13 protein-coding genes are annotated in these 19,309 nt (G+C 73.2%); 2 read left to right on the plus strand and 11 right to left on the minus strand.

The features are described 5' to 3' along the window. Nucleotides 1-97: 97 nt before the first annotated feature. From ABZS77_RS22760 to prmC, 3 genes are read right to left on the minus strand one after another with little or no spacing between them, the layout of a single operon-like run. Nucleotides 98-709, minus strand: a complete 612-nt coding sequence (locus ABZS77_RS22760; RefSeq protein WP_354826114.1) for a phosphotyrosine protein phosphatase — start codon at nt 707-709, stop codon at nt 98-100. Beyond that, the gene (locus tag ABZS77_RS22765) at nt 710-1,357 is read right to left on the minus strand and encodes an L-threonylcarbamoyladenylate synthase (RefSeq protein WP_354826328.1); all 648 of its coding nucleotides are present in this window, start codon (nt 1,355-1,357) and stop codon (nt 710-712) included. Continuing rightward, a complete protein-coding gene (gene prmC / locus ABZS77_RS22770; protein ID WP_354826116.1) occupies nt 1,357-2,304 on the minus strand; it encodes a peptide chain release factor N(5)-glutamine methyltransferase in 948 nt (315 codons plus the stop codon). The genes ABZS77_RS22765 and prmC overlap by 1 nt, the downstream gene beginning before the upstream one ends. Nucleotides 2,305-2,377: 73 nt before the next feature. Here prmC and ABZS77_RS22775 point away from each other — a divergent pair, with 73 nt between their 5' ends. Further along, complete coding sequence (locus ABZS77_RS22775) at nt 2,378-3,925, plus strand: GGDEF domain-containing protein (protein WP_354826119.1); 1,548 nt, start codon at nt 2,378-2,380, stop codon at nt 3,923-3,925. A gap of 24 nt (nt 3,926-3,949) precedes the next feature. Here ABZS77_RS22775 and prfA read toward each other — a convergent pair whose 3' ends face one another. Together prfA and rpmE are read right to left on the minus strand one after the other, a co-directional pair. Further along, complete coding sequence (gene prfA, locus ABZS77_RS22780; RefSeq protein WP_354826122.1) at nt 3,950-5,038, minus strand: peptide chain release factor 1; 1,089 nt, start codon at nt 5,036-5,038, stop codon at nt 3,950-3,952. 115 nt (nt 5,039-5,153) lie between these two features. Beyond that, nucleotides 5,154-5,378: a 50S ribosomal protein L31 gene (gene rpmE, locus ABZS77_RS22785; protein ID WP_007464546.1), complete on the minus strand. Its 225-nt coding sequence runs from the start codon at nt 5,376-5,378 to the stop codon at nt 5,154-5,156. A 275-nt stretch (nt 5,379-5,653) separates the two neighbouring features. Here rpmE and ABZS77_RS22790 point away from each other — a divergent pair, with 275 nt between their 5' ends. Beyond that, on the plus strand, nt 5,654-6,550 hold the full coding sequence (locus tag ABZS77_RS22790; protein ID WP_354826125.1) for an AAA family ATPase: 897 nt from the start codon (nt 5,654-5,656) through the stop codon (nt 6,548-6,550). 46 nt (nt 6,551-6,596) lie between these two features. Here ABZS77_RS22790 and ABZS77_RS22795 read toward each other — a convergent pair whose 3' ends face one another. The 6 genes from ABZS77_RS22795 to ABZS77_RS22820 form a co-directional block, all read right to left on the minus strand. Further along, nucleotides 6,597-10,085 (minus strand): phosphodiester glycosidase family protein, encoded by a 3,489-nt coding sequence (locus ABZS77_RS22795; protein WP_354826127.1) that lies wholly within the window; start codon nt 10,083-10,085, stop codon nt 6,597-6,599. Nucleotides 10,086-10,229: 144 nt separating this feature from the next. Further along, a complete protein-coding gene (gene rho, locus ABZS77_RS22800; protein WP_354826129.1) occupies nt 10,230-12,455 on the minus strand; it encodes a transcription termination factor Rho in 2,226 nt (741 codons plus the stop codon). 296 nt (nt 12,456-12,751) lie between these two features. Next, nucleotides 12,752-13,696, minus strand: a complete 945-nt coding sequence (thrB, locus tag ABZS77_RS22805) for a homoserine kinase (protein ID WP_354826132.1) — start codon at nt 13,694-13,696, stop codon at nt 12,752-12,754. Between the two features lie 64 nt (nt 13,697-13,760). Next, nucleotides 13,761-15,005, minus strand: a complete 1,245-nt coding sequence (locus ABZS77_RS22810; protein ID WP_354826135.1) for an MFS transporter — start codon at nt 15,003-15,005, stop codon at nt 13,761-13,763. An 11-nt stretch (nt 15,006-15,016) separates the two neighbouring features. Continuing rightward, nucleotides 15,017-15,832 carry a polysaccharide deacetylase family protein gene (locus ABZS77_RS22815; RefSeq protein WP_354826137.1) on the minus strand — a complete coding sequence of 272 codons (816 nt, stop codon included), beginning with the start codon at nt 15,830-15,832 and terminating at the stop codon, nt 15,017-15,019. A 161-nt stretch (nt 15,833-15,993) separates the two neighbouring features. After that, complete coding sequence (locus tag ABZS77_RS22820; RefSeq protein ID WP_354826140.1) at nt 15,994-19,299, minus strand: efflux RND transporter permease subunit; 3,306 nt, start codon at nt 19,297-19,299, stop codon at nt 15,994-15,996. Nucleotides 19,300-19,309: the final 10 nt, after the last annotated feature.

The raw sequence follows: 19,309 nt of genomic DNA on the forward strand, positions 1-19,309 counted from the left end.
CCGCAGGAGCCGGTCACGCTAGGACCCGTTCAGAATGACCCGGAACACCCCTTTCGCCCCGGGTTTTCCCCAAACCCGGAGGAAACTCGCACGGCGCTCAGGGCAGCAGCGCGCCGGCCAGCGGGTGGACCGTCTCCTCGATCTCGTCGGCGACCCGGCTGAAGCACTGGTCGCCACGACCCCACGGGTCGTCGAGATCGTCCGTCGGCAACGCCGAGACACCCAGCCGGGCGTCCTGCGCCGCGGCCACCAGCGCCACGCCCCGGGCGTACACCGCCTCCGGGGTCGCCTCGGCCGGCGGCAGCGCGCCGACGTCCACCGCCGCGAGCAGCCGACCGAACTCGCCGAGCACGAAGGTGCGGGCCGCCGCGTCCGGCCGCAGCGCCACCACGTACTCCTGCTGGTCGGCGGTCGCGGTCAGCACCAGGTCGGCGGCGTCGATGTGGTCCGACCGCAGCTTGCGCGCCGCGAAGCCCTCGACGTCCCCGCCACGCCCGACGACCTGCCGCGCCGCCGGCGGGTTCATCTCCTCGCCCGCATGCCAACCGCCGGTGCCGGCACTGTGGCTGAACAGCAGCTCCTCCGCCCGCGCCGGGTCCTGCTCACGCCGGGCCAACCGCTCCCGCACGGCGAGGGCGAGCAGCCGCTCGGCCATCGGCGACCGGCAGATGTTGCCCATGCAGACGTGCAGCACGGTGAACGGGGGCACTCAGGCCCCCTGGCCGTCGACGAGATCCGGAACCACGTCGCGCAGCTTCTCCAGCGGGATCGCGCCGGCCCGCAGCAGCTGCGGCACCTCACCGGTCAGGTCCACGATCGTGCTGGGCACCGGGTCCGGGCAGGGCCCGGCCTCCAGGTACGCCCGCACCGAGTAGCTGAGCTGGTCGCGCGCCTCCTCGGCGGTCACCGCCGCGGGCTGACCCGTCTTGTTGGCCGACGACACCGCCATCGGGCCGGTCTCCCGCAGCACCTCCAGGGCCACCGGGTGCAGCGGCATCCGCACCGCCACCGTGCCCGTCTTGTCGCCCAGGTCCCACTGGAGGCTCGGCGAGTGTTCGACGACGATCGTCAACGCACCCGGCCAGAACGCCTCCACCAGGTCACGCGCGGCCGTGGGCAGCGAGAAGACCAACCCGTCCAGGGTGTGCCGGGACCCGATCAGCACCGGCGGCGGCATCTGCCGCCCCCGGCCCTTCGCGTCCAGCAGCGCCTTGACCGCGTACGGGGTGAACGCGTCCGCGCCGATCCCGTAGACGGTGTCCGTCGGTAGGACGACCAGTTCGCCGTTCTTGACCGCCTCGATGGCCGCAGCGATGCCGCGGTCCCGATCGGCGGGCGACCGGCAGTCGTAGAGCATCACGAGGAGTCAGTCTGCCACGCCGCCGCGCCCGGGGCGTGCTGGCCGTCCGCCCGTCGGGACGCGGTGGCGTACCGGGGCCGGCCGGTGAGGTCCCGATGCTCCGCGACGGCGGCGAACCGGCCGTCCCCGACGAGCAGGTCGGGCACCGCCGCGCCGTGCGTGTCGTCGTGCTCGACGCCCACCACCCCGCCCGCGCGCAGCAGCGCCGCCGCCCGGGTGATCACCGGACGGATCACCGCCAGGCCGTCCGACCCGCCGAAGACCGCCTCCGCCGGGTCGTGCGCGGCGACCTCGGGCGGCACCACCACCTCGACCGGCACGTACGGCGGGTTGCAGAGCAGCACGTCCACCCGACCGACCAGCTCCGCCAGCAGGTCCGGGGCGGTGACGTCGGCCTCGACCACCTCGATCGGGCGGTCCCCCGCCGCGGCCCGCTCCGCCGCGTTGCGCCGCAACCACGCCAGCGCCGCCGGCGACCGCTCCACCGCCACCACGCGGGCCCCCGGCAGTTCCTGCGCCACCGCCAGCGCGATGGCGCCGGAGCCGCTGCACAGGTCCACCACCAGCGGGTCGGGCCGGCCCTGTGCCTGCTCGACACCCCAGCCGGCCAGCAACTCGGTCTCCGGACGGGGCACGAAGACGCCCGGGCCGACCGCCAGCTCCAGGTGCCGGAACGCGGCCCGGCCGGTCAGGTGCTGCAACGGCTCCCGCCCGGCGCGCCGGCGGACCAGCTCGTCGAGCCGCGCCAGGTCGTCGGCGCCCAGGTCGTCGGCGAGCGCCAGCCGGCCACGGGGCACCCCCAGCACGTACGCCGTCAGCAGTTCCGCCTCCACGCGCGCCGGACCCACCCCGGCGGCGTCGAGCGCCCGTGCCGCGCGGGCCACCGCGGCGGACGGACGGAGCCGTCCTGTCCCTTCGGGGGGGTGTTGCGGCAGAGTGGTCACGCGATAATCATGATGCGTCGCGGGCTACGTGACGAACGCGTGCGTCGAGACGCACACGACGGGAGGTTTGCGGGTGGGCTGGCTCGACCGGGTCGATGACCAGGTTGACGCCCTCACGCGTGCCCGGGCATTGCAGGAGGCCAGCCGCTCGGCGGAGTCGTACGCCCTGCTGGAGCGGGTGATCCGCACCACCAGCGACCCGGCGGCGCGGGCGGACGCCATGGTGCAGCGGCTGTCCGCGCTGATCAATCTCGGTCGGACGGCGGAGTTCACCAGGGCCATCGAGGAGGCGTCGGCGGCGGTCCGGGATCTCGCCGAGCCCTACCTGCACGGGCACCTCAACGCGCTGGCCGCGCTCGCCGCCCACCACCAGGGCGCACTGGACCGCTGCGTCACCCACCTGGTGAAGGCCGCCCGGGCGCTGAGCGCCGTGGAGGACCCGGACCGGGACACCGCCTGGGGCTGGCACGACCTCGCGATGGCGTACAGCTACCTCAGCTTCCACGGGTACGCCCTGGGCGCGATCGAACGCGCCCGGCAGCTCGGCCTGACCGCCGGAATCCCCGAGGAGACGTTCGCCGCGCCGGGCATCCGGCTGCGCAACGCCGTGGCACTCGACCACAACGGCGACAGCGACGGCTGCCTGCGGGTGCTGCGCGACGTCGCCGCCGACCTGACCCGGTTCGTGCACAGCGGGCGCGCCGACCAGCTACGCCCGAGCAGCCTCGCCGCGTACGGGTACGCGGCGGCCCGGCAGGCCGCGCTCGGCGACCGGGTCGAGCCGACGGTGGACACCGACCCGTCGCACCTGCTCCAGAACGGCGGCGACAGTGCCCGGGCCCGGGACATGCGGCACCTCGGGCAGGTCTGCCTGGCCGTCGCCGCCGGCCGGCCGATCGAGGCGGTGGCCCGGCTGGACACCATCCGGGTCTCCACCGAGACCCTCGGCACGGCGGAACCGGCCCGCCTGCGCAGCATCGCGCTCGCCCGCGCCGGGGACCACGTGGCCGCGCACCGGGCCGACCGGCTGGCGTTCCGGCTGGCCGCGCAGCGCAACGACCGGCTGCGGGACGTCTACATCGACGGCATCGCCGCGCGGATCGACCACGAGGAGATGCGCCGCGAGGCGGCCCGGTTCGAGGGTGAGGCACTGACCGACCCGCTCACCGGCCTGCCCAACCGCCGCCGGCTCGAGCGGTACATCACCGCCGTGGTCACCCGGGGCGAGCGGGTGGTGATCGGCGTCTGCGACCTGGACGGGTTCAAGGCGGTCAACACCAGGCACGGCCACCACTCCGGCGACCTGGTCCTGCAACGCATCGCCGGGGTGATCAACAGGGTGATGCGCCGGGGCGACTTCGTGGCCCGCTACGGCGGTGACGAGTTCGTGGTGGTGCTTCCGGACACCGGCATGGCCGAGGCCGCCGAGGTGGCCCGGCGGATCGAGGCGGCGGTGCGCGCGGAGGACTGGGAGTCGCTGGTGCCGGGCACCCCGGTCGGGGTGAGCATCGGCTTCGCCGAGGTCTCCGGCGGCGGTGGGCTCCGCGACGCGCTCAGCGTCGCCTTCGAGGTGGCCGACCGGGAGATGCTGCGCGCCAAGTCCCGCCCTCGGGCGAGCTGACCACCAGGGGCTGGGCCGGGAGGCTCAGCGGCGGGTCAGTTCGGTGTCGCCGGCCAGGCGGGCGGCTCGGTCGGCTTCGGCCAGGGCGTTCAGGACGCCGTCCAGCTCACCGGCGAGCGCCAGGTCCAGGTTGTACGCGGTGTAGCCGATCCGGTGGTCGGTGATCCGGTTCTGCGGGAAGTTGTAGGTGCGGATCCGCTCCGAGCGGTCCACCGTGCGCACCTGCGCCTTGCGGGCGTCCGAGGCGGCGGCGTCGGCCTGCTCCTGGGCGGCGGCGAGCAGCCGTGCCCGCAGGATCCGCATGGCCTGCTCCCGGTTCTGCAACTGGGACTTCTCGTTCTGGCAGGACACGACGATGCCGGTGGGCACGTGGGTGATCCGCACCGCCGAGTCGGTGGTGTTCACCGACTGGCCGCCCGGCCCGGACGAGCGGAACACGTCGATCCGAAGGTCGTTCTGGTCGATGGTGACGTCGACGTCCTCGGCCTCGGGCAGCACCAGCACGCCGGCGGCGCTGGTGTGGATCCGGCCCTGCGACTCGGTGACCGGGACGCGCTGCACCCGGTGCACGCCGCCCTCCCACTTGAGCCGCGACCAGACGCCGTTGCCGCCCTCGGGCACACCCTTGGTCCGGATCGACAGGGACACGTCCTTGACCCCGCCGAGGTCCGAGTCCTGCGCGTCGATCACCTCGGTGACCCAGCCGTGGCGCTCCGCGTACCGGGTGTACATCCGCAGCAGGTCACCGGCGAACAGCGCCGACTCCTCGCCGCCCTCACCGGCCTTGATCTCGACGATCACGTCCTTGGCGTCGTGCGGGTCCCGGGGGATGAGCAGTTCGGCGAGGCGTTCCTCAAGCGCCGGCAGGGTGGCCGCGATGGACTCCGCCTCACCCGCGAAGGACGGGTCCTCGGCGGCCAGCTCACGGGCGGCGACGAGGTCGGCGCGCGCCTGCTCAAGCTCGTCGGCGGCCTTGTGCAGCGGCACCAGCTCGGCGTACCGGCGTCCGACGCGGCGGGCGGTGCCCTGGTCGGCGTGGATCGCCGGGTCGGCCAGCCGCTTCTCCAACTCGGCGTACTCGTCGAGGAGACCGGCCAGACGCTCGCTGCTCATGCTGCGGATGCTCCTTCGAGGGTGCGGGCGCCGGCCGGGCCAGGCGAAAGACCGGGTGGAACGCGGACGGCGCCCGCATCCGGTGCGAAACCGGACGCGGGCGCCGAACGTGGAGTTACTTGGCCTTCTTGGCCTGAACCTTGGCGTACTTCTGCTGGAACTTCGCGACCCGGCCGGCGGTGTCGAGAACGCGCTGCTTACCGGTGTAGAACGGGTGGCAGGCGCTGCAGGTCTCGACGTGGATCGCCCCGCCCTTGGCGGTGCTGCGGGTCGTGAACGTGTTGCCACAGGAGCAGCTGACCTCGGTGGTCACGTACTCCGGGTGGATGTTTGCCTTCATCTCGCCTCGGTCCTCTCGTTGGTGGTCGCCGGGTCGCCGTCACCGCTCGTCGCGCCGTACGCGACGGGCTCGGGCGTGAACCGGAACCGGTGGCCGATTGACCAGTGTGCCATGGGCCTGAGCCGACCCGGTAATCGGGCCGCACACCTCGTCCGGCATCGTCAACACGTGCCTACCCGTCCGCATTCCCGCCGCCCAGCGGGGCATTCGCGCGTCCGACGAACCGCCGTCGCGTGCCCCGCCGGGGGTACCCGGATCGAGCCGGAGGCGCGCCGATGACCCGCCTGATCGCCACCCGGGGACTGCCCGCCTCGGGCAAGACCACCTTCGCCCGGACGCTCCAGCCGTCGGTGGTCCGGGTCAACCGGGACGACCTGCGCCGGATGCTGCACGGCGAGCGGCTGTTCACCCAGTGGGCCGAGGCGCAGGTGACGGTCGTGCAGCGGGCCCAGGTCGAGGCGCTGTTGCGGGCCCGGGCGGACGTGTGCGTGGACGACACCAACCTGCGGGCCCGGACACTGCGGGAGTGGGCCGACCTGGCCGCCCGGCACGGCGCGGAGTTCGAGGTGCACGACTTCACCGACGTACCCCTCGACGAGTGCCTGCGCCGCGACGCCGCCCGCCCGGAGGCCGAGCAGGTCGGCGCGGACGCCATCCGTCGGCTGCACGACCGGTACCTGGCGGGGCGGACCCTGCCGTTGCCGGTCCCGCAGGCCCGCACCGGCCGGCCCGCCGCCGTGCACCCGCCGTCGACCCAGCCGCCGGAGATCGTCCTGGTGGACATCGACGGCACCGTCGCGCTGGCCGTGTCACGCAGCCCGTACGACATGACCCGGGTGGGCGAGGACCGGCCGAATCCGGCGGTGATCGCGGCGGTCCGGGCCATGCACGCGGCCGGGTACGGGGTGGTCTTCTGCTCCGGTCGGGACGCCTCCGCGCGGGCGGCCACCGAGGCGTGGCTGGCCCGGCACGTCCGGGTCCCCCACCTCGGCCTGCACCTGCGGGCCGTCGGCGACTCCCGCAAGGACTGGATCGTCAAGCGGGAGATCTACGACCGGGAGATCCGGGACCGTTACCGGGTGGTCGGTGTGTTCGACGACCGTGTCCAGGTGGTGCGGATGTGGCGGGAGCTCGGCCTGACCGTGTTCCAGGTGGCCGAGGGCGACTTCTGAGGTACGTCCGGACGGGCCCACGACGCGCGGGACCCGTCCGGACGGTTCACCTGGTGACGGCGACGGTGGCCTGGGCGAGGACGCCGTTGACGGCCACGGTGAGACGTACCGGGCCGCCGGGCCGCAGTGCCGTCAGCGTGCCGGTGAGCGGGTCGAAGCGGGCCGTGTGCCAGGGACGTACCCCGGCCACGCCGCCGATGTGCACCTGCGGGGAGGCGGACCAGTCGGCGCTGACCGGTGCGGCCACCGGGACCGTACGCCCGCCGGGTTGGGTGAGCGTGGCGGTGACCGTGGCCGGGGTGCCGACCGCCACGCTGGCCGGGGCGTTCAGCGCGAGCCGGTCCACGTGGGCGTGGAACTCCGCGTCCACCCAGGGCGGCCCCTCGGCGAGCGGGTTTCGGCGGGCCCGGTCGGCCTCGGCCGGGGTGACCGGGTCCACGCCGAACTCCGTCCAGCCGGTGAAGCCGCCCTCTTCGGCGGGGGTGGACGGGGTCTTGCCCGAGTTGCCGTTGATCACGTACGGCACGCCGTCCACCCGGTCGGCGTGGAACGTGCCGACGTGCCCGCCCACGAACAGCGCGCCCTTGCCGGTGCGGTGCTGGAAGTCGGCGAGCCACTGCTCCAGCAGCGCCGCCTCCTTGCGGTCGGTGAGCTGGCTGGCCTGCGCGGGGCTGGGGTCACGGGCCGGGTGGTGGTGCAGGACGACGACGGAGCCGACACGCCGGTCGGTGGCCGCCACGTCGAGCGTCTCGCGCAGCATCCGCACCTGGTCGAAGCCGCCGCCGCGCAGCGTGCCGGTGGACGAGTTCAGCGTGACGAAGCGGGTGCCGTTGTGGTCGAACACCCGCGAGGTGGCACCGAACGCCGCCTGGAAGTTGCTGATCGGGGCGCCCATGATCTCGTGGTTGCCGGGCACGTAGTACCAGGGCAGCGCGTCACCCAACTCCTCGTCGAGGATCCGCCTGGCCAGCGCGAAGTCGGCCGGGTAGGCGGTGTCCACGAAGTCCCCGTTGATCAGCAGGAAGTCCGGCCAGGCGGCCTTCACCTCGCGCAGCGTCCGCCGGGCCTGGGCGACCAGGTCGCTGTCCGGGTCGGCGGCCACGAACTGGGCGTCGGAGAGCACCGCGAACCGCCACGGCGCGCCGTCCACCGTGCCGTCCCGGACCACCACCCGATCGGTACGCGGGGCCACCTCCGGCACCTCGACAGTCGGGGGCACCTTCGCCACCAGGTCGTCGATGATCACCTCGCTGGTGTACTGCGCGGCGGCGTTCGTCTCGGCCACGTAGAAGCGGCGCACCCGCACCGGGTACTGCACACCGGCGGGCACCGCGAACTCCACGTACCGCCAGCCGGTCCAGGTGATCAGCGGGCCGCGCAGCACGTGCTGGGTGTCCTGCGCGTCGTGCAGGTGCAGGCTGGGCCACTCCCCGGTGCCGTTGCCGTGGATCCACATGCCGAACGCCTGCGGCTGGCCGGGCACCTCGATCCAGGCGGGCGGGTCGGCGTACGCGGCCCGGGTGCCGGTGGACTGGCTGAAGTCGTACGACATCCGCAGGCCGGTGCCGGTGTGCCCGGGGGCCGGCGCGACCGACCCGCTGGCCCGGGCCTGGCTGAACCGCCAGGAGGCGGCGTCGTCGAAGCCGGCGACCGGTACGTCGGTCAACCCGACGGTGACCGGCAGGACGGTGCTCTTCCGTCCGACGTGGACGGTCAGCAGGGCCGAGCCGGTGGCCCGCAGCGCGGTGACGGTCAGGTTGCCGTCGCGGGTGGGGGTGATCCGCAGCAGGTCCCGGTCGTAGTCGAGGGTCACGTCGGCCGGCTCGATCGGGGCGGTGTTGCCCTCGGCGTCGTACCCGACCACTCCCACCAGGGCGTTGCCGTCCTGCCCGGTCAGGCCCACGCGGGGCACTGTGGTGCCGACCCGGGCCAGTGGGCCGAGCACGGTGAGGTTGAGCGAGCCGGTGACCCGGCCCCGCGCGGCGGTGACCGTGCTGGCCCCCGGCGCGCCGGCGTGGAACACGCCGTGGCGGTCGACCAGGCCGCGTACCGCCGGGGTGGCCCGCCAGGTGGGCGTGCCGGCCGCCGGGCCGTACGTCTCGTCGTAGCCGGCCGCGGTGAGGGTCCGGGTCAGTCCGGGGAAGACCCGGTCGGGCCGGCCACCGCGCACCGGCGAGACGCCCGGGGCGGCGGTGGGGTCGCTTGCCGTCTCGACCCAGTAGCCGGTGAGCCGGCCGCTGCCCTTCGGCGCGTAGATCGCCAGGCCGTTCGGCACGGCGCGTTCGCTGCCGTCGGAGGGGCCGTTCTCCACCTGCACGGCCGGCGCGCCCGGTTCACGGGCCAGCAGGGTGGACGAGCCGCCACCGTCCAGGTTGAGCGCGTGGTGGGCACCCAGCTCGGCCATCATCCGGCCCATCTCGGTCTGGGTGACGCCTCGGCTGTCGACCTGACGACCGTCCACCGTCAACATGATCATTTTGCGACCGTCGGCGCTGAACCCGACCGAGGTGCGCGGTGCCAGCGTCGGGTCGGCGATGCTCTGCACGACGCCGTCGCGGACCAGGACGTTCCCGCCACCGACCGCCGCGTGCAGGTCGCCGCCGTCGGACGGCTTCGGCCGCCACGCCACCGCCACCGGGTCACCGGGGCGCAGGCCGGCGAGCGCGTCCGCGCCGGCGTCGCGGCCGAGCAGCACCGTGCTGCCGGCGACGATCGGGCCGCTGCCGGCCGCGTCCGCCACCGCCGCCACCCGACCGCCGGTCACCGTGACCTCGACCACCCGGGCCGCGCCCTCGACGGCACGCTGCCGGGAGTACGTCCCCCACAGCTCGGTGAACGCGCCGACGCCGTCGGCCTGCACCAGGTTGTTGAACTGGGTCAGCGAGACCGGCCCGGTGGGCAGGGTCGCGGTGCCGTCGAAGTTCACCTCGATCACCCGGCCGAGCCCGTTCACCGTGATCGCCACCGCGTTGCGGTGACCGCTGACCGCCGACTGGATCAGCTCGCCGTCGCGGACACCCACCCCCTGGGCGGCACCCGAGTTGTTGATGTCGAAGAAGTCGCCGTTGACGGCGGCGACCGCGCGCGAGCCGTCCACCGCCGTACGCAGCGGCTCAGCCCGGCTGACCGCACCGGAGTTGACGTAGTCGACCGTGGAGCCACCGGCGAGGTCGGTGGTGAGCGCGTCGGCGCGCAGCCAGCCGTCGGCGTCGTACCTGTCGAAGGAGGTGAGCTGCACGCCCGGCGCGACCGGCCGGGTGGCCTTCGTGGTTTCCAGGCCGCCGGCCGGCTCCAGACCGCCGGCGGTGGTGGCCGGCGCGGTCGCGGCGGTCGGGTCGGCGGCCAGGCTGACCGCGCCGCCCGTGCGTGACGACGCGGGCGGCGCGTCCTCCGCGACGGTGGGCGAGCCGACCGTGGCCAGGGCGGCGGGCCGGGTCGCGGGTGCGGCGGTGGCCGGCGGTGACACGGCCAGGGCGAGCAGCGGCGTCAACAGCAGGACGCCGGTGCGGCGGGCGGATCGTCTGCGGGTACGCATGGACGACAGTCAACCCGGCTATGAATAGAAGTTTCAAGACCTGTCGAGCAAACCGAAGGAAAATTCCAGCCGCGGTGGGCGGGCATGACGAAGGGGCACGGCCTCGTCGGCCGTGCCCCTTCGTCGTCGGTCACCCGGGGATGGTCACTCCCCCGGCGTCGACTTCGCGATCTGCATCAGGAACTCGATGTTGGTACGGGACTGCTTGAGCCGGTCCAGCAGGAGGTCCATGGCCGCCTGCGAGTCCAGCGAGTGCAGCACCTTGCGGAGCTTGTGGATGATGGCCAGCTCCTCGGGTGCGAGCAGGACCTCTTCCTTACGCGTACCGGACGGGTTGATGTCGATGGCCGGGAAGGTCCGCTTGTCGGCGATCTTCCGGTCCAGCTTCAGCTCCGCGTTACCGGTGCCCTTGAACTCCTCGAAGATGACCGTGTCCGCCATGGACCCGGTCTCCACCAGCGCCGTGGCGATGATGGTCAGCGAACCGCCGTTCTCGATGTTGCGGGCCGCTCCGAGGAAGCGCTTCGGCGGGTAGAGCGCGGTGGAGTCGATACCACCCGACATGATCCGGCCGCTGGCCGGCGCCGCCAGGTTGTACGACCGACCGAGCCGCGTCACCGAGTCGAGCAGTACGACCACGTCGTGCCCCAGCTCGACCAGGCGCTTCGCCCGCTCGATCGCCAGCTCGGCGACCGTGGTGTGGTCCTGCGGCGGACGGTCGAACGTGGCCGCGATGACCTCGCCCTTGATCGACCGCTGCATGTCGGTGACCTCTTCGGGCCGCTCGTCCACCAGCACCACCATCAGGTGGCACTCCGGGTTGTTGCGGGTGATCGCGTTCGCGATCGCCTGGAGCACCATCGTCTTACCCGCCTTGGGCGGCGACTGGATGAGCGCCCGCTGGCCCTTGCCGATCGGCATGACCAGGTCGATGACCCGGGTGGTCAGGATGTGCGGCTCGGTCTCCAACCGCAGACGCTCCTGCGGGTAGAGCGGCGTGAGCTTGTAGAACTCGGGCCGGCGCCGCGCCTCCTCCGGCTCCATCCCGTTGATCGTGTCCAACCGCATCAGCGGGTTGTACTTGTCCCGCCGCTGGTCGCCACTGTTGCCGCCCTCGCGGGCCGCGCGCACCGCACCGGTGATCGCGTCACCACGGCGCAGGCCGTACTTCTTGATCTGGGACATCGAGACGTACACGTCGTTCGGGCCGGCCAGGTAGCCGGTGGTCCGCACGAAGGCGTAGTTGTCGAGCACGTCGATGATGCCGGCCACCGGGACGAGCACGTCGTCCTCGCCGACCTGGGGCTCACGCCCACCGGTGTCGCCACCGGTCTCGGCGCGCTCGCCACGCCCACGGCGACGGTCCCGGAAACGGCTGCGCCGGCCACGCCGACCGCCGCCCTCGTCGTCGTCGTCGTTGTCGCGCTCGGCACGCTGGCCACGATCGTTGCGGTCGCCCCGGTCGCCCCGGTCGCCCCGGTCGTTACGGTCGCCCCGGTCGTTGCGGTCGCCCCGGTCGTTACGGTCGCCCCGGTCGGAACGCTCGGCCCGCTCACCACGGTCGTTGCGCTCACCACGGTCGGAACGCTCGGCACGGTCGCCACGGTCGTTGCGCTCACCCCGGTCGGCACGGTCGCCACGGTCGTTGCGGTCGGAACGCTCGCCCCGCTCGCCCCGCTCGTTGTTGCGCTCGCCACGGTCGGCACGCTCGGCCCGATCCCGGCGGTTCTCGCCCCGGTCGGTCCGCTCGCCGCTCTCGGCCTCATCGGTACGAGCCTCGGAGCTGCGCCCCTCAGAGCCACGCCCCTCAGAGCCACGCCCCTCAGAGCTGCGCGCCTCAGCGCCACGCCCCTCGGAGCCACGCCCCTCGGAGCTGCGCGCCTCAGCGCCACGAGCCTCGGAGCTGCGCGTCTCGGAGCCGCGAGCCTCCGTGCCACGCGCCTCAGTGGTGCGAGCCTCCGCCGTGGCGGTGCGGCTGCGGCGGGTACGACCCCGGCTCTCGGTCTCGGCGGCCGGCTCGGCGGGCGCCTGGTCGGCGCTGCGTCCTTCGGCTGCCGGCCGGTCGGCGGTCTCCCGCACGTCGGCGCGTACCCCCTCACGGGTCGGAGCGGCCGCAGCCGCGACCTCGGCCCGCGGTCGAGGGGTCCCGGCGGCGTTGCCGCCCTGCCGCTCGGAGATCGCGGCGATCAGCTCGCCCTTGCGCATGCGAGCCGTGCCGGAGATGCCGAGCGACGCGGCCAGGCTCTGCAGCTCTGGCAGCAGCATCGCCGACAGACCGGTGCCGCTACGCCGACGACGGGCGGGAGCAGCGGTGGTGGCATCGCCAGCGACGTTGGAAACATCCGACGTCACGTCGGTGGTGTCGCTCAATGGATTCCTTCCCTCGATAGGCCGGGACTGCCCGGAGTCGGAGCTCAGGTGGCCGGGCGGCCTCGGTGCACCCGCCTCGCAAGGACGCGTCGCGGGAGTCTGTGACACAGCAGCCGGGCGGTATCCCGACTCACCAAGGGTCGGTGAGCAGGTCTCGCCGTCTGCGGCGACCTGTGGAAACTGCGGCGCGGCGTGGGCCTTTGGCAGGGGTGACGGGCTGACCGCCGAGAGCTTCGGGGGTGCGCCGCCCCGCAGGAGATCGCGTGCTTCGCGGCTGTGCTAGGCCTAGAGCGTAATCAACTCTTCCGACCTGCGGCAACAGGGTCCCGCTCGGCGTGTCCAAGTCTACCCCGGGCGACCCGGGCGCCGCTGACGTCTATCGGTAACTGCCAGATCTGCCAGTCTGTTCCCGGCGTGTACCCCTCAGGTGGGTCGGTGAGGGCCAGCACGGTCGGCCCGGCCCCACTGACCACGGCCGCCACACCAACCTCTCGCAACGCGTTGACCAGGGCCGATGTGGCCGGCATCCCGGGTGCGCGATAGTCCTGGTGGAGTCGGTCGACGGTGGCCGGGAACAGCAGCGTCGGGTCCGTGGTGAGGGCGTGCACGAGCAGCGCCGCCCGCCCGGCGGTCAACGCAGCGTCGCCGTGCGGCACCGTGGCCGGCAACGCGGCACGCGCGGTCGCCGTCAATCCACGCTCGGCCGGCACGAAAACTGTCGGCTGTACGTCGGCGGCGACCGGCAGAGACACCGCCCGGGCGCCGGCCAGCTCGGACCAGGCGAGCGTGAAACCGCCGAGCAGGCAGGGGGCGACGTTGTCCGGGTGGCCCTCGATCCCGGCGGTCAGCCGGAGCACACCGGCGGTGTCCAGCCGCTGGTCGCCGTCGACCACCAACGCGCGGGCAAGCAGCACACCGGCGACGATCGCGGCGGACGACGAGCCCAGCCCGCGCGCCTGCGGGATCCGGTTGACGCACTCCACGCTCAGCCCCGGGGGCTGCTCGCCGAGCACGTCGAAGGCGGCCCGCATGGCTCGTACGACCAGGTGCCGGTCGTCGTCGGGCAGCTCGCCGGCGCCCTGCCCGGTCACCGTCACCCGGACCCCGGCCGGCGTCACCTCGGCCGCGAGGTCGTCGTACAGCCCCAGGGCGAGGCCCAGCGCGTCGAAGCCCGGGCCCAGGTTGGCACTGGTCGCGGGAACCCGGACCCGGACCGGCCCGGCGGTGAAGTTCGTCGGCACGCGCCCATGCTAGGGGTCGGCACCGACCATCCCGTCCCGTGCCCGCTGCGTGGGACCGGTCGGTTCAGCCGGCCGGGTCGGGAACCGGCTCGGTACTGGGGTCGGTCAGCGACAACTTGCGAGTGGCGATCCGCCAGCCCACCGCGTAGACGAGGGTGACCAGGCCGCAGCCGGCAAGCACGACGCGCTCGTCCACGACGTCCACGACCAGGGCCACCGCCAGTTGACTCACGGAGATGGCCAGCGTCGCGAGCATCATGTCGGTGGCGAAGACGCGACCGCGCAACCGGTCCGGCACCTCGCCCTGGAGGGCGAAGTTCGACATCACCCAGTTGCTGCCGCCCGCGAAGTGCGCCAGGAAGACCAGCAGCAGCACCAACGGGAACCACCGGACCACCGACGCGCCCAGGTAGGACACGCCGTAGAGCGACATGGAGAGGGCGAGCCCGGGCAGCAGCCAGGACCTGTTGGTCAGCACCCGACGCATCAGGATGGGCCCGACCAGCGCCCCCGCCCCGCGTACCGCGAAGAGCAGGCCCGCGCCCAGCGAACCGACCCCGTACACGCCGGCAAGCAGTGGGAACACGGTCAGCACCCCGTTGCCGAGCCCGACCGCCGACTTGACCGTGACCAGCGCCAGGACGCGCGGCCGGTGGCCGATGTAGCCGAGCGCCTCGCGGACCGCCGCCCAGGTCCGCTGGACCGGGAGGGCGCTGTCGCGTGGCGCCTGCAACGGCCGGCGGATCCGCGTGGCCAGGCCCGCGGCGATCGCCAGGCCCACCGCCGCCACCCAGAAGCAGGCGTACGGGCCGGTGGCCGAGCTGAGCACACCGCCGAGCGAGGCGCCCACCACCGTCATGGTGCCCCACGCCGAGCCGGCCACGGCGTTGCCGGCGGCGAGCTCGTGCGGCTCCAGGACGTTGGGCAGGGCGGCCTGGGCGGCCGGCGAGTAGAACGCCTTGGCCACCGCGACGACGCCGATCGCCACCAGTGCCAGCCAGGCGGTGCCCCGGCTCCGCACGCCGAGCAGCAGCAGCACGCCCGCCAGGGCCGCCACGTTCGCGCCGATCATGATCTTGCGGCGGTCGAACCGGTCGGCGATCGTGCCGGTGTACGGCAGCAGCAACGCCACGATGCCGGTGTCCACGGCGAGCACCAGCGCGCCCCACACGCCGCTGCCGGTCAGCTGCGGCAGCAGCACCAGCAGCGGCACCATGACGAACCAGTCCGCGCCGAAGACCACCAGCTCGGCGAGGAAGAGATTGCGAAAGCTCCGATTGCCGGTAAGGACCGAGAGGGTGGACGCCACGGAGCGCGACCCTACCCGGTCCGGGTCGGGGTGACACCCGCTCCCAGCAGCGCCGAGACGGTGACGAAGGTGTAGCCACGTGCCCGCAGGCCGATGATCATGTCGGGGAGGCCACGGAGCGCCACCAGGCGGCGCTGGTCGCCGACGTCATGCCCGAGCACGATCGCCCCGGGTCGGACCTCGGCGACGATCCGCCGGGCGTGACCGGCCGGGTCGTGCGGATACTCGCGCTCCACCATCTGCAACGACCAGAGCACCAGCCGGTAGTCCAGCCGTGCCGCCGCGTGCAGCACCGCCCCACCGAGGTGGCCGTACGGCGGGCGGAGCAGCCGGGGCGAACTCCCGGTCACGTCGGCGATCGCGTCGTGGCTGCGGCGCAGATCGTCGTACACCGCCGTGGTGTCCAGCTGGGCCAGATCCCGGTGCCGCCAACTGTGGTTGCCCACCTCGTGCTCGGCGAGCCGGCCGCGTACGACATCCGGGTACTTGCGGACCTGCGCGCCGACCAGGAAGAACGTCGCCGGCACCCGGTGCCGGGCCAGGGTGTCCAGCACCATCGGCGTCCACTGTGGGGCGGGTCCGTCGTCGAAGGTGAGCGCGACCAGCCGCCGCGTGGTCGACACCGACCAGACGACCGGCAGGGTGCCGGAGCCGACGTCCTGCTGGCCGTTGCCGCTCGTGGCGCTCGCCGGTCCACCGGCCAGCGGCAGCCGGCGCCGCGTGGACCACGCCTCGGAGGCTCCCGCCCCGGCGACCGCCCCGGTGGCGACAAGCGCGGCCCGACGCAGCAGATCGCGTCGAGACCACCCGTACGCGCCCTCGGTCATCCACCCGCCCCACTCGCCGGCACCCCCAACACCTACAAGGAGTATGCAAGACGTGACCCAAGGTGCAGGTTCCGTCGTGTGGGTCGGTGTGTCCCGGTCGACGACGGGAAACGCCCCCGGCGGGTCGAGCCTGCCGGGGGCGTTCCGCGCTGTCGGGACGACTACTCGGTCGGCTCCGACGGGGGCAGCGGCGAGGTGCGGCTACGGGGCAGCCGCAGCACCTCGAACTGGTCCGTGCCGTCCACCAGCGCGCCCGACGGGGCCGGACGCTCCGCCGCCGACTGGGAGCCCTCGGCCCCGGCCGGGCGGGACGTGCCGGTCGACGCGGGGGCACCGGTCGGCACCGCCACCTGGTTCGGGCCGTCCGGCTCGGCCTCCGCCGGACCGGTCGGCCCGGTCACCGCCGGGTCGCCGGAGCGACGACGCCGACGCCGCTCACGCAGCGACTCCTTGGTGTGTTCCACCATCGTGTACAGCGTCGGCACCAGGATCAGCGTCAGCAGCGTCGAGCTGAGCAGACCACCGATCACCACGACCGCCAGCGGCTGCGAGATGAACCCGCCCTCGCCGGTCAACCCGAGCGCCATCGGCAGCAGCGCGAAGATCGTCGCCACGGCGGTCATCAGGATCGGACGCAGTCGACGCCGGCCACCCTCGACCACCGCCTCCCGGACCCCCATGCCCTGGGCGCGGTACTGGTTGATCAGGTCGAGCAGCACGATGGCGTTGGTCACCACGATGCCGACCAGCATCAGCACGCCGATCAGCGCCGGCACGCCGAGTGGCGTCCCGGTGGCCAGCAGCAGGCCGATCGCGCCGGTCGCCGCGAACGGGATGGAGATCAGCAGAATCAGCGCCTGGGTGAGGCTGCGGAACGTGGCCACCATGATCAGGAACACGATCGCGATCGCGGCCAGCACCGCCAGGCCCAGATCACCGAACGCGTCCGCCTGGTCCGCGCTGACCCCACCGATGGTGAAGGTCGCCCCGGGTACGTTGATGCCGTCCAGCCGCTTCTGCAGCTCCTGGCTCGTCGCACCCAGGTTCGAGCCGGTCGCGGCGCCGGTCACCGACACGCTGCGCTCACCGTCGATCCGGCTGACCTGCTGCGGCCCCTCGCCCTGCGTGACCTCCGCGATGTCGCCCAGCTTGACCGGACCCACCGGCAGCGCCCGCAACTGCTCCACCGACACCGGCGGCTGCGTACCCAGCCGCAGCACCACGTTCTGCTGCTGGCCGTCGACCGTGACCTGACCCAGCGGCGCGCCCCGGAACGCCTGCGACACGAGCTGCCCCACGGCGGCCTCGGTGAGCCCCACCCGACCGGCCGCGACCCGGTCGACTGTCACGTCGACCCGCGGCACCTGCGCGGCGAGGCTGGTGGTGACATCCTCGACGTCCGGCACGCCGGCCATCGCCGTACGGGCCTCCTCGGCCGCCCGCGCCAGCACCTGCGGGTCGCTGGCCTGGACGATCACCTCGAGCTGGCTGGTCGACGCCTGCTGCCCGCCGCCAAAGCTGATCTCGCCCAGTCCGCTGCCGAGCTTGTCGAACTCCGCGCGCAGCACCTCACGCATCTGCTTCGCGTCGGTGTCGCCGTCGAGCGCCAGCGACCAGGTCGCGATGTTGTTGCCGCCGCCCCCGAACGGGTTGTCCCCGCCGCCGGCGGTCACCTGGTACGTCTGGACGCCCTCGGTCCGGGACAGCACCGACTCGACCTGCTTGGCCGCCGCGTCGGTGGCCGCGAGCCCGCTGCCGGCCGGCAGCTCCTGGCTCATGTTGAGGGTGTCCTGGCCGGAGTCGTCCAGGAAGTTGGTCTCCAGCTTCTGCGCGAGGCCGAAGGTGCCGAAGAGCACCAGCAGGCCGAGCCCGACGGTGATCCAGCGGGTCGACCGCTTGCGGGTGGCGAACCCGATCACCGGCAGGTAGGCCCGCTGCAACGGGCTGCGCAGCTCCTTCTCCTCCGCGCCGCGCCGCACCGCCTCGTCGTCGACGGTGCCGCCGCGCGGCTTGAGGAACCAGTACGCCAGCACCGGGATCACCGTCAGTGACACCAGCAGCGAGGCGAGCAGGGCCACCGTCACGGTGATCGCGAACGGCGCGAAGAGCTGCCCGACGAACCCGCCGACCAGAGCGATCGGCGCGAACACCGCCACCGTGGTGAGGGTGGACGCGGTCACCGCGCCGGCCACCTCACGGACGCCGGTGACGATGGCCTGCCGCTTCTCCTCGCCGTACTCCAGGTGTCGTTTGATGTTCTCCAACACCACGATCGAGTCGTCGACCACCCGGCCGACCGCGATTGTCAGCGCGCCGAGGGTGAGCAGGTTGAGCGAGTAGTCGCCGATCCACAGAGCGATCAGCGCCACCAGCACGGACAGCGGGATGGAGACGGCGGTGACCACCGTCGAGCGCACCGACAGCAGGAAGACCAGGATGACGATGACCGCCATCACCAGGCCCAGCAGGCCCTCGGTGGTCAGCGACTCGATCGACTTCTCGACGAACGGGGCCTGGTCGAAGACCACTGTCAGCTCCGCGCCGGAGGCGTCCTTCAGGTCGTCGAGCCGGTCGCGGATGTCGTGCGAGATCTGCACCGCGTTGCCGTCCGGCGCGGCGGTGACAGCGATGCCGAGGCTGTCCTTGCCGTTGGTCCGGGTGATCGCGGTGGCCGGGGCGAGCTGCTGCTCGACGCTCGCCACGTCAGCGAGACGCACCGGCGTCGCGCCCGGGGAGACCACGATGCCGCGCAGGTCGTCCAGGGTGGCGATCGGCGTGCCGACCTGCACCGGAAGGGACAGCGCGCCGTCGGTCACCGCGCCGGCGGGAACCGCCACGCCGTTCGTCTTCAGCGCCGCGCCGATCGCCGTCGGCTGGACCCGCGCCGCGGCCAGCTTCGCCGGGTCCGGGGTGACGAGCACGACGTCGTCGCGGGTGCCGGTCACCTCGACCGTGCGGACCCCCTCGACGCCCTCCAGCTCCGGCACCACAGCCGTCCGCAGCTTCTCGGCCAGCGCCCGCTCGTCCCCCGCGCCGGTCGCGGCCAGCACGACCGCCGGCAGGTCGTCGGTGCTACCGGCGATGACCTGCGGGTCGACGCCCTCCGGCAGCTGGGAGTCGATCCGGCTTAACGCGGTCTGCATCTTGTTGACCACGTCGTCCAGGTCGGTGCCAAACTCGTACATCACCTGGACGGTGGCCGAGCCCTCGCGGGACGTGGAGGTGACCTTGTCCAGCCCCGGGATGCCCTGGAGGGCGTTCTCGATCGGCTCGGTGACCTGCGACTCGACGATCTCGGGGCCGGCACCGGGGTAGGGAGCCACGATGAACGCGGCCGGGAACTCGAGCGACGGCAGCAGTTGCTGCTTCAGCGATGGCACGGCGAACGCTCCGAACGCCGTAATCACCACCGCGATGAGGGCGACGAGCCCCCGGTTGGCGAGGCTGAATCTGGCGAGCAGCGACATCGGCCTGGCT

The organism is Micromonospora sp. NPDC005298 (assembly GCF_040607375.1).
Taxonomy (GTDB): Bacteria; Actinomycetota; Actinomycetes; order Mycobacteriales; family Micromonosporaceae; genus Micromonospora.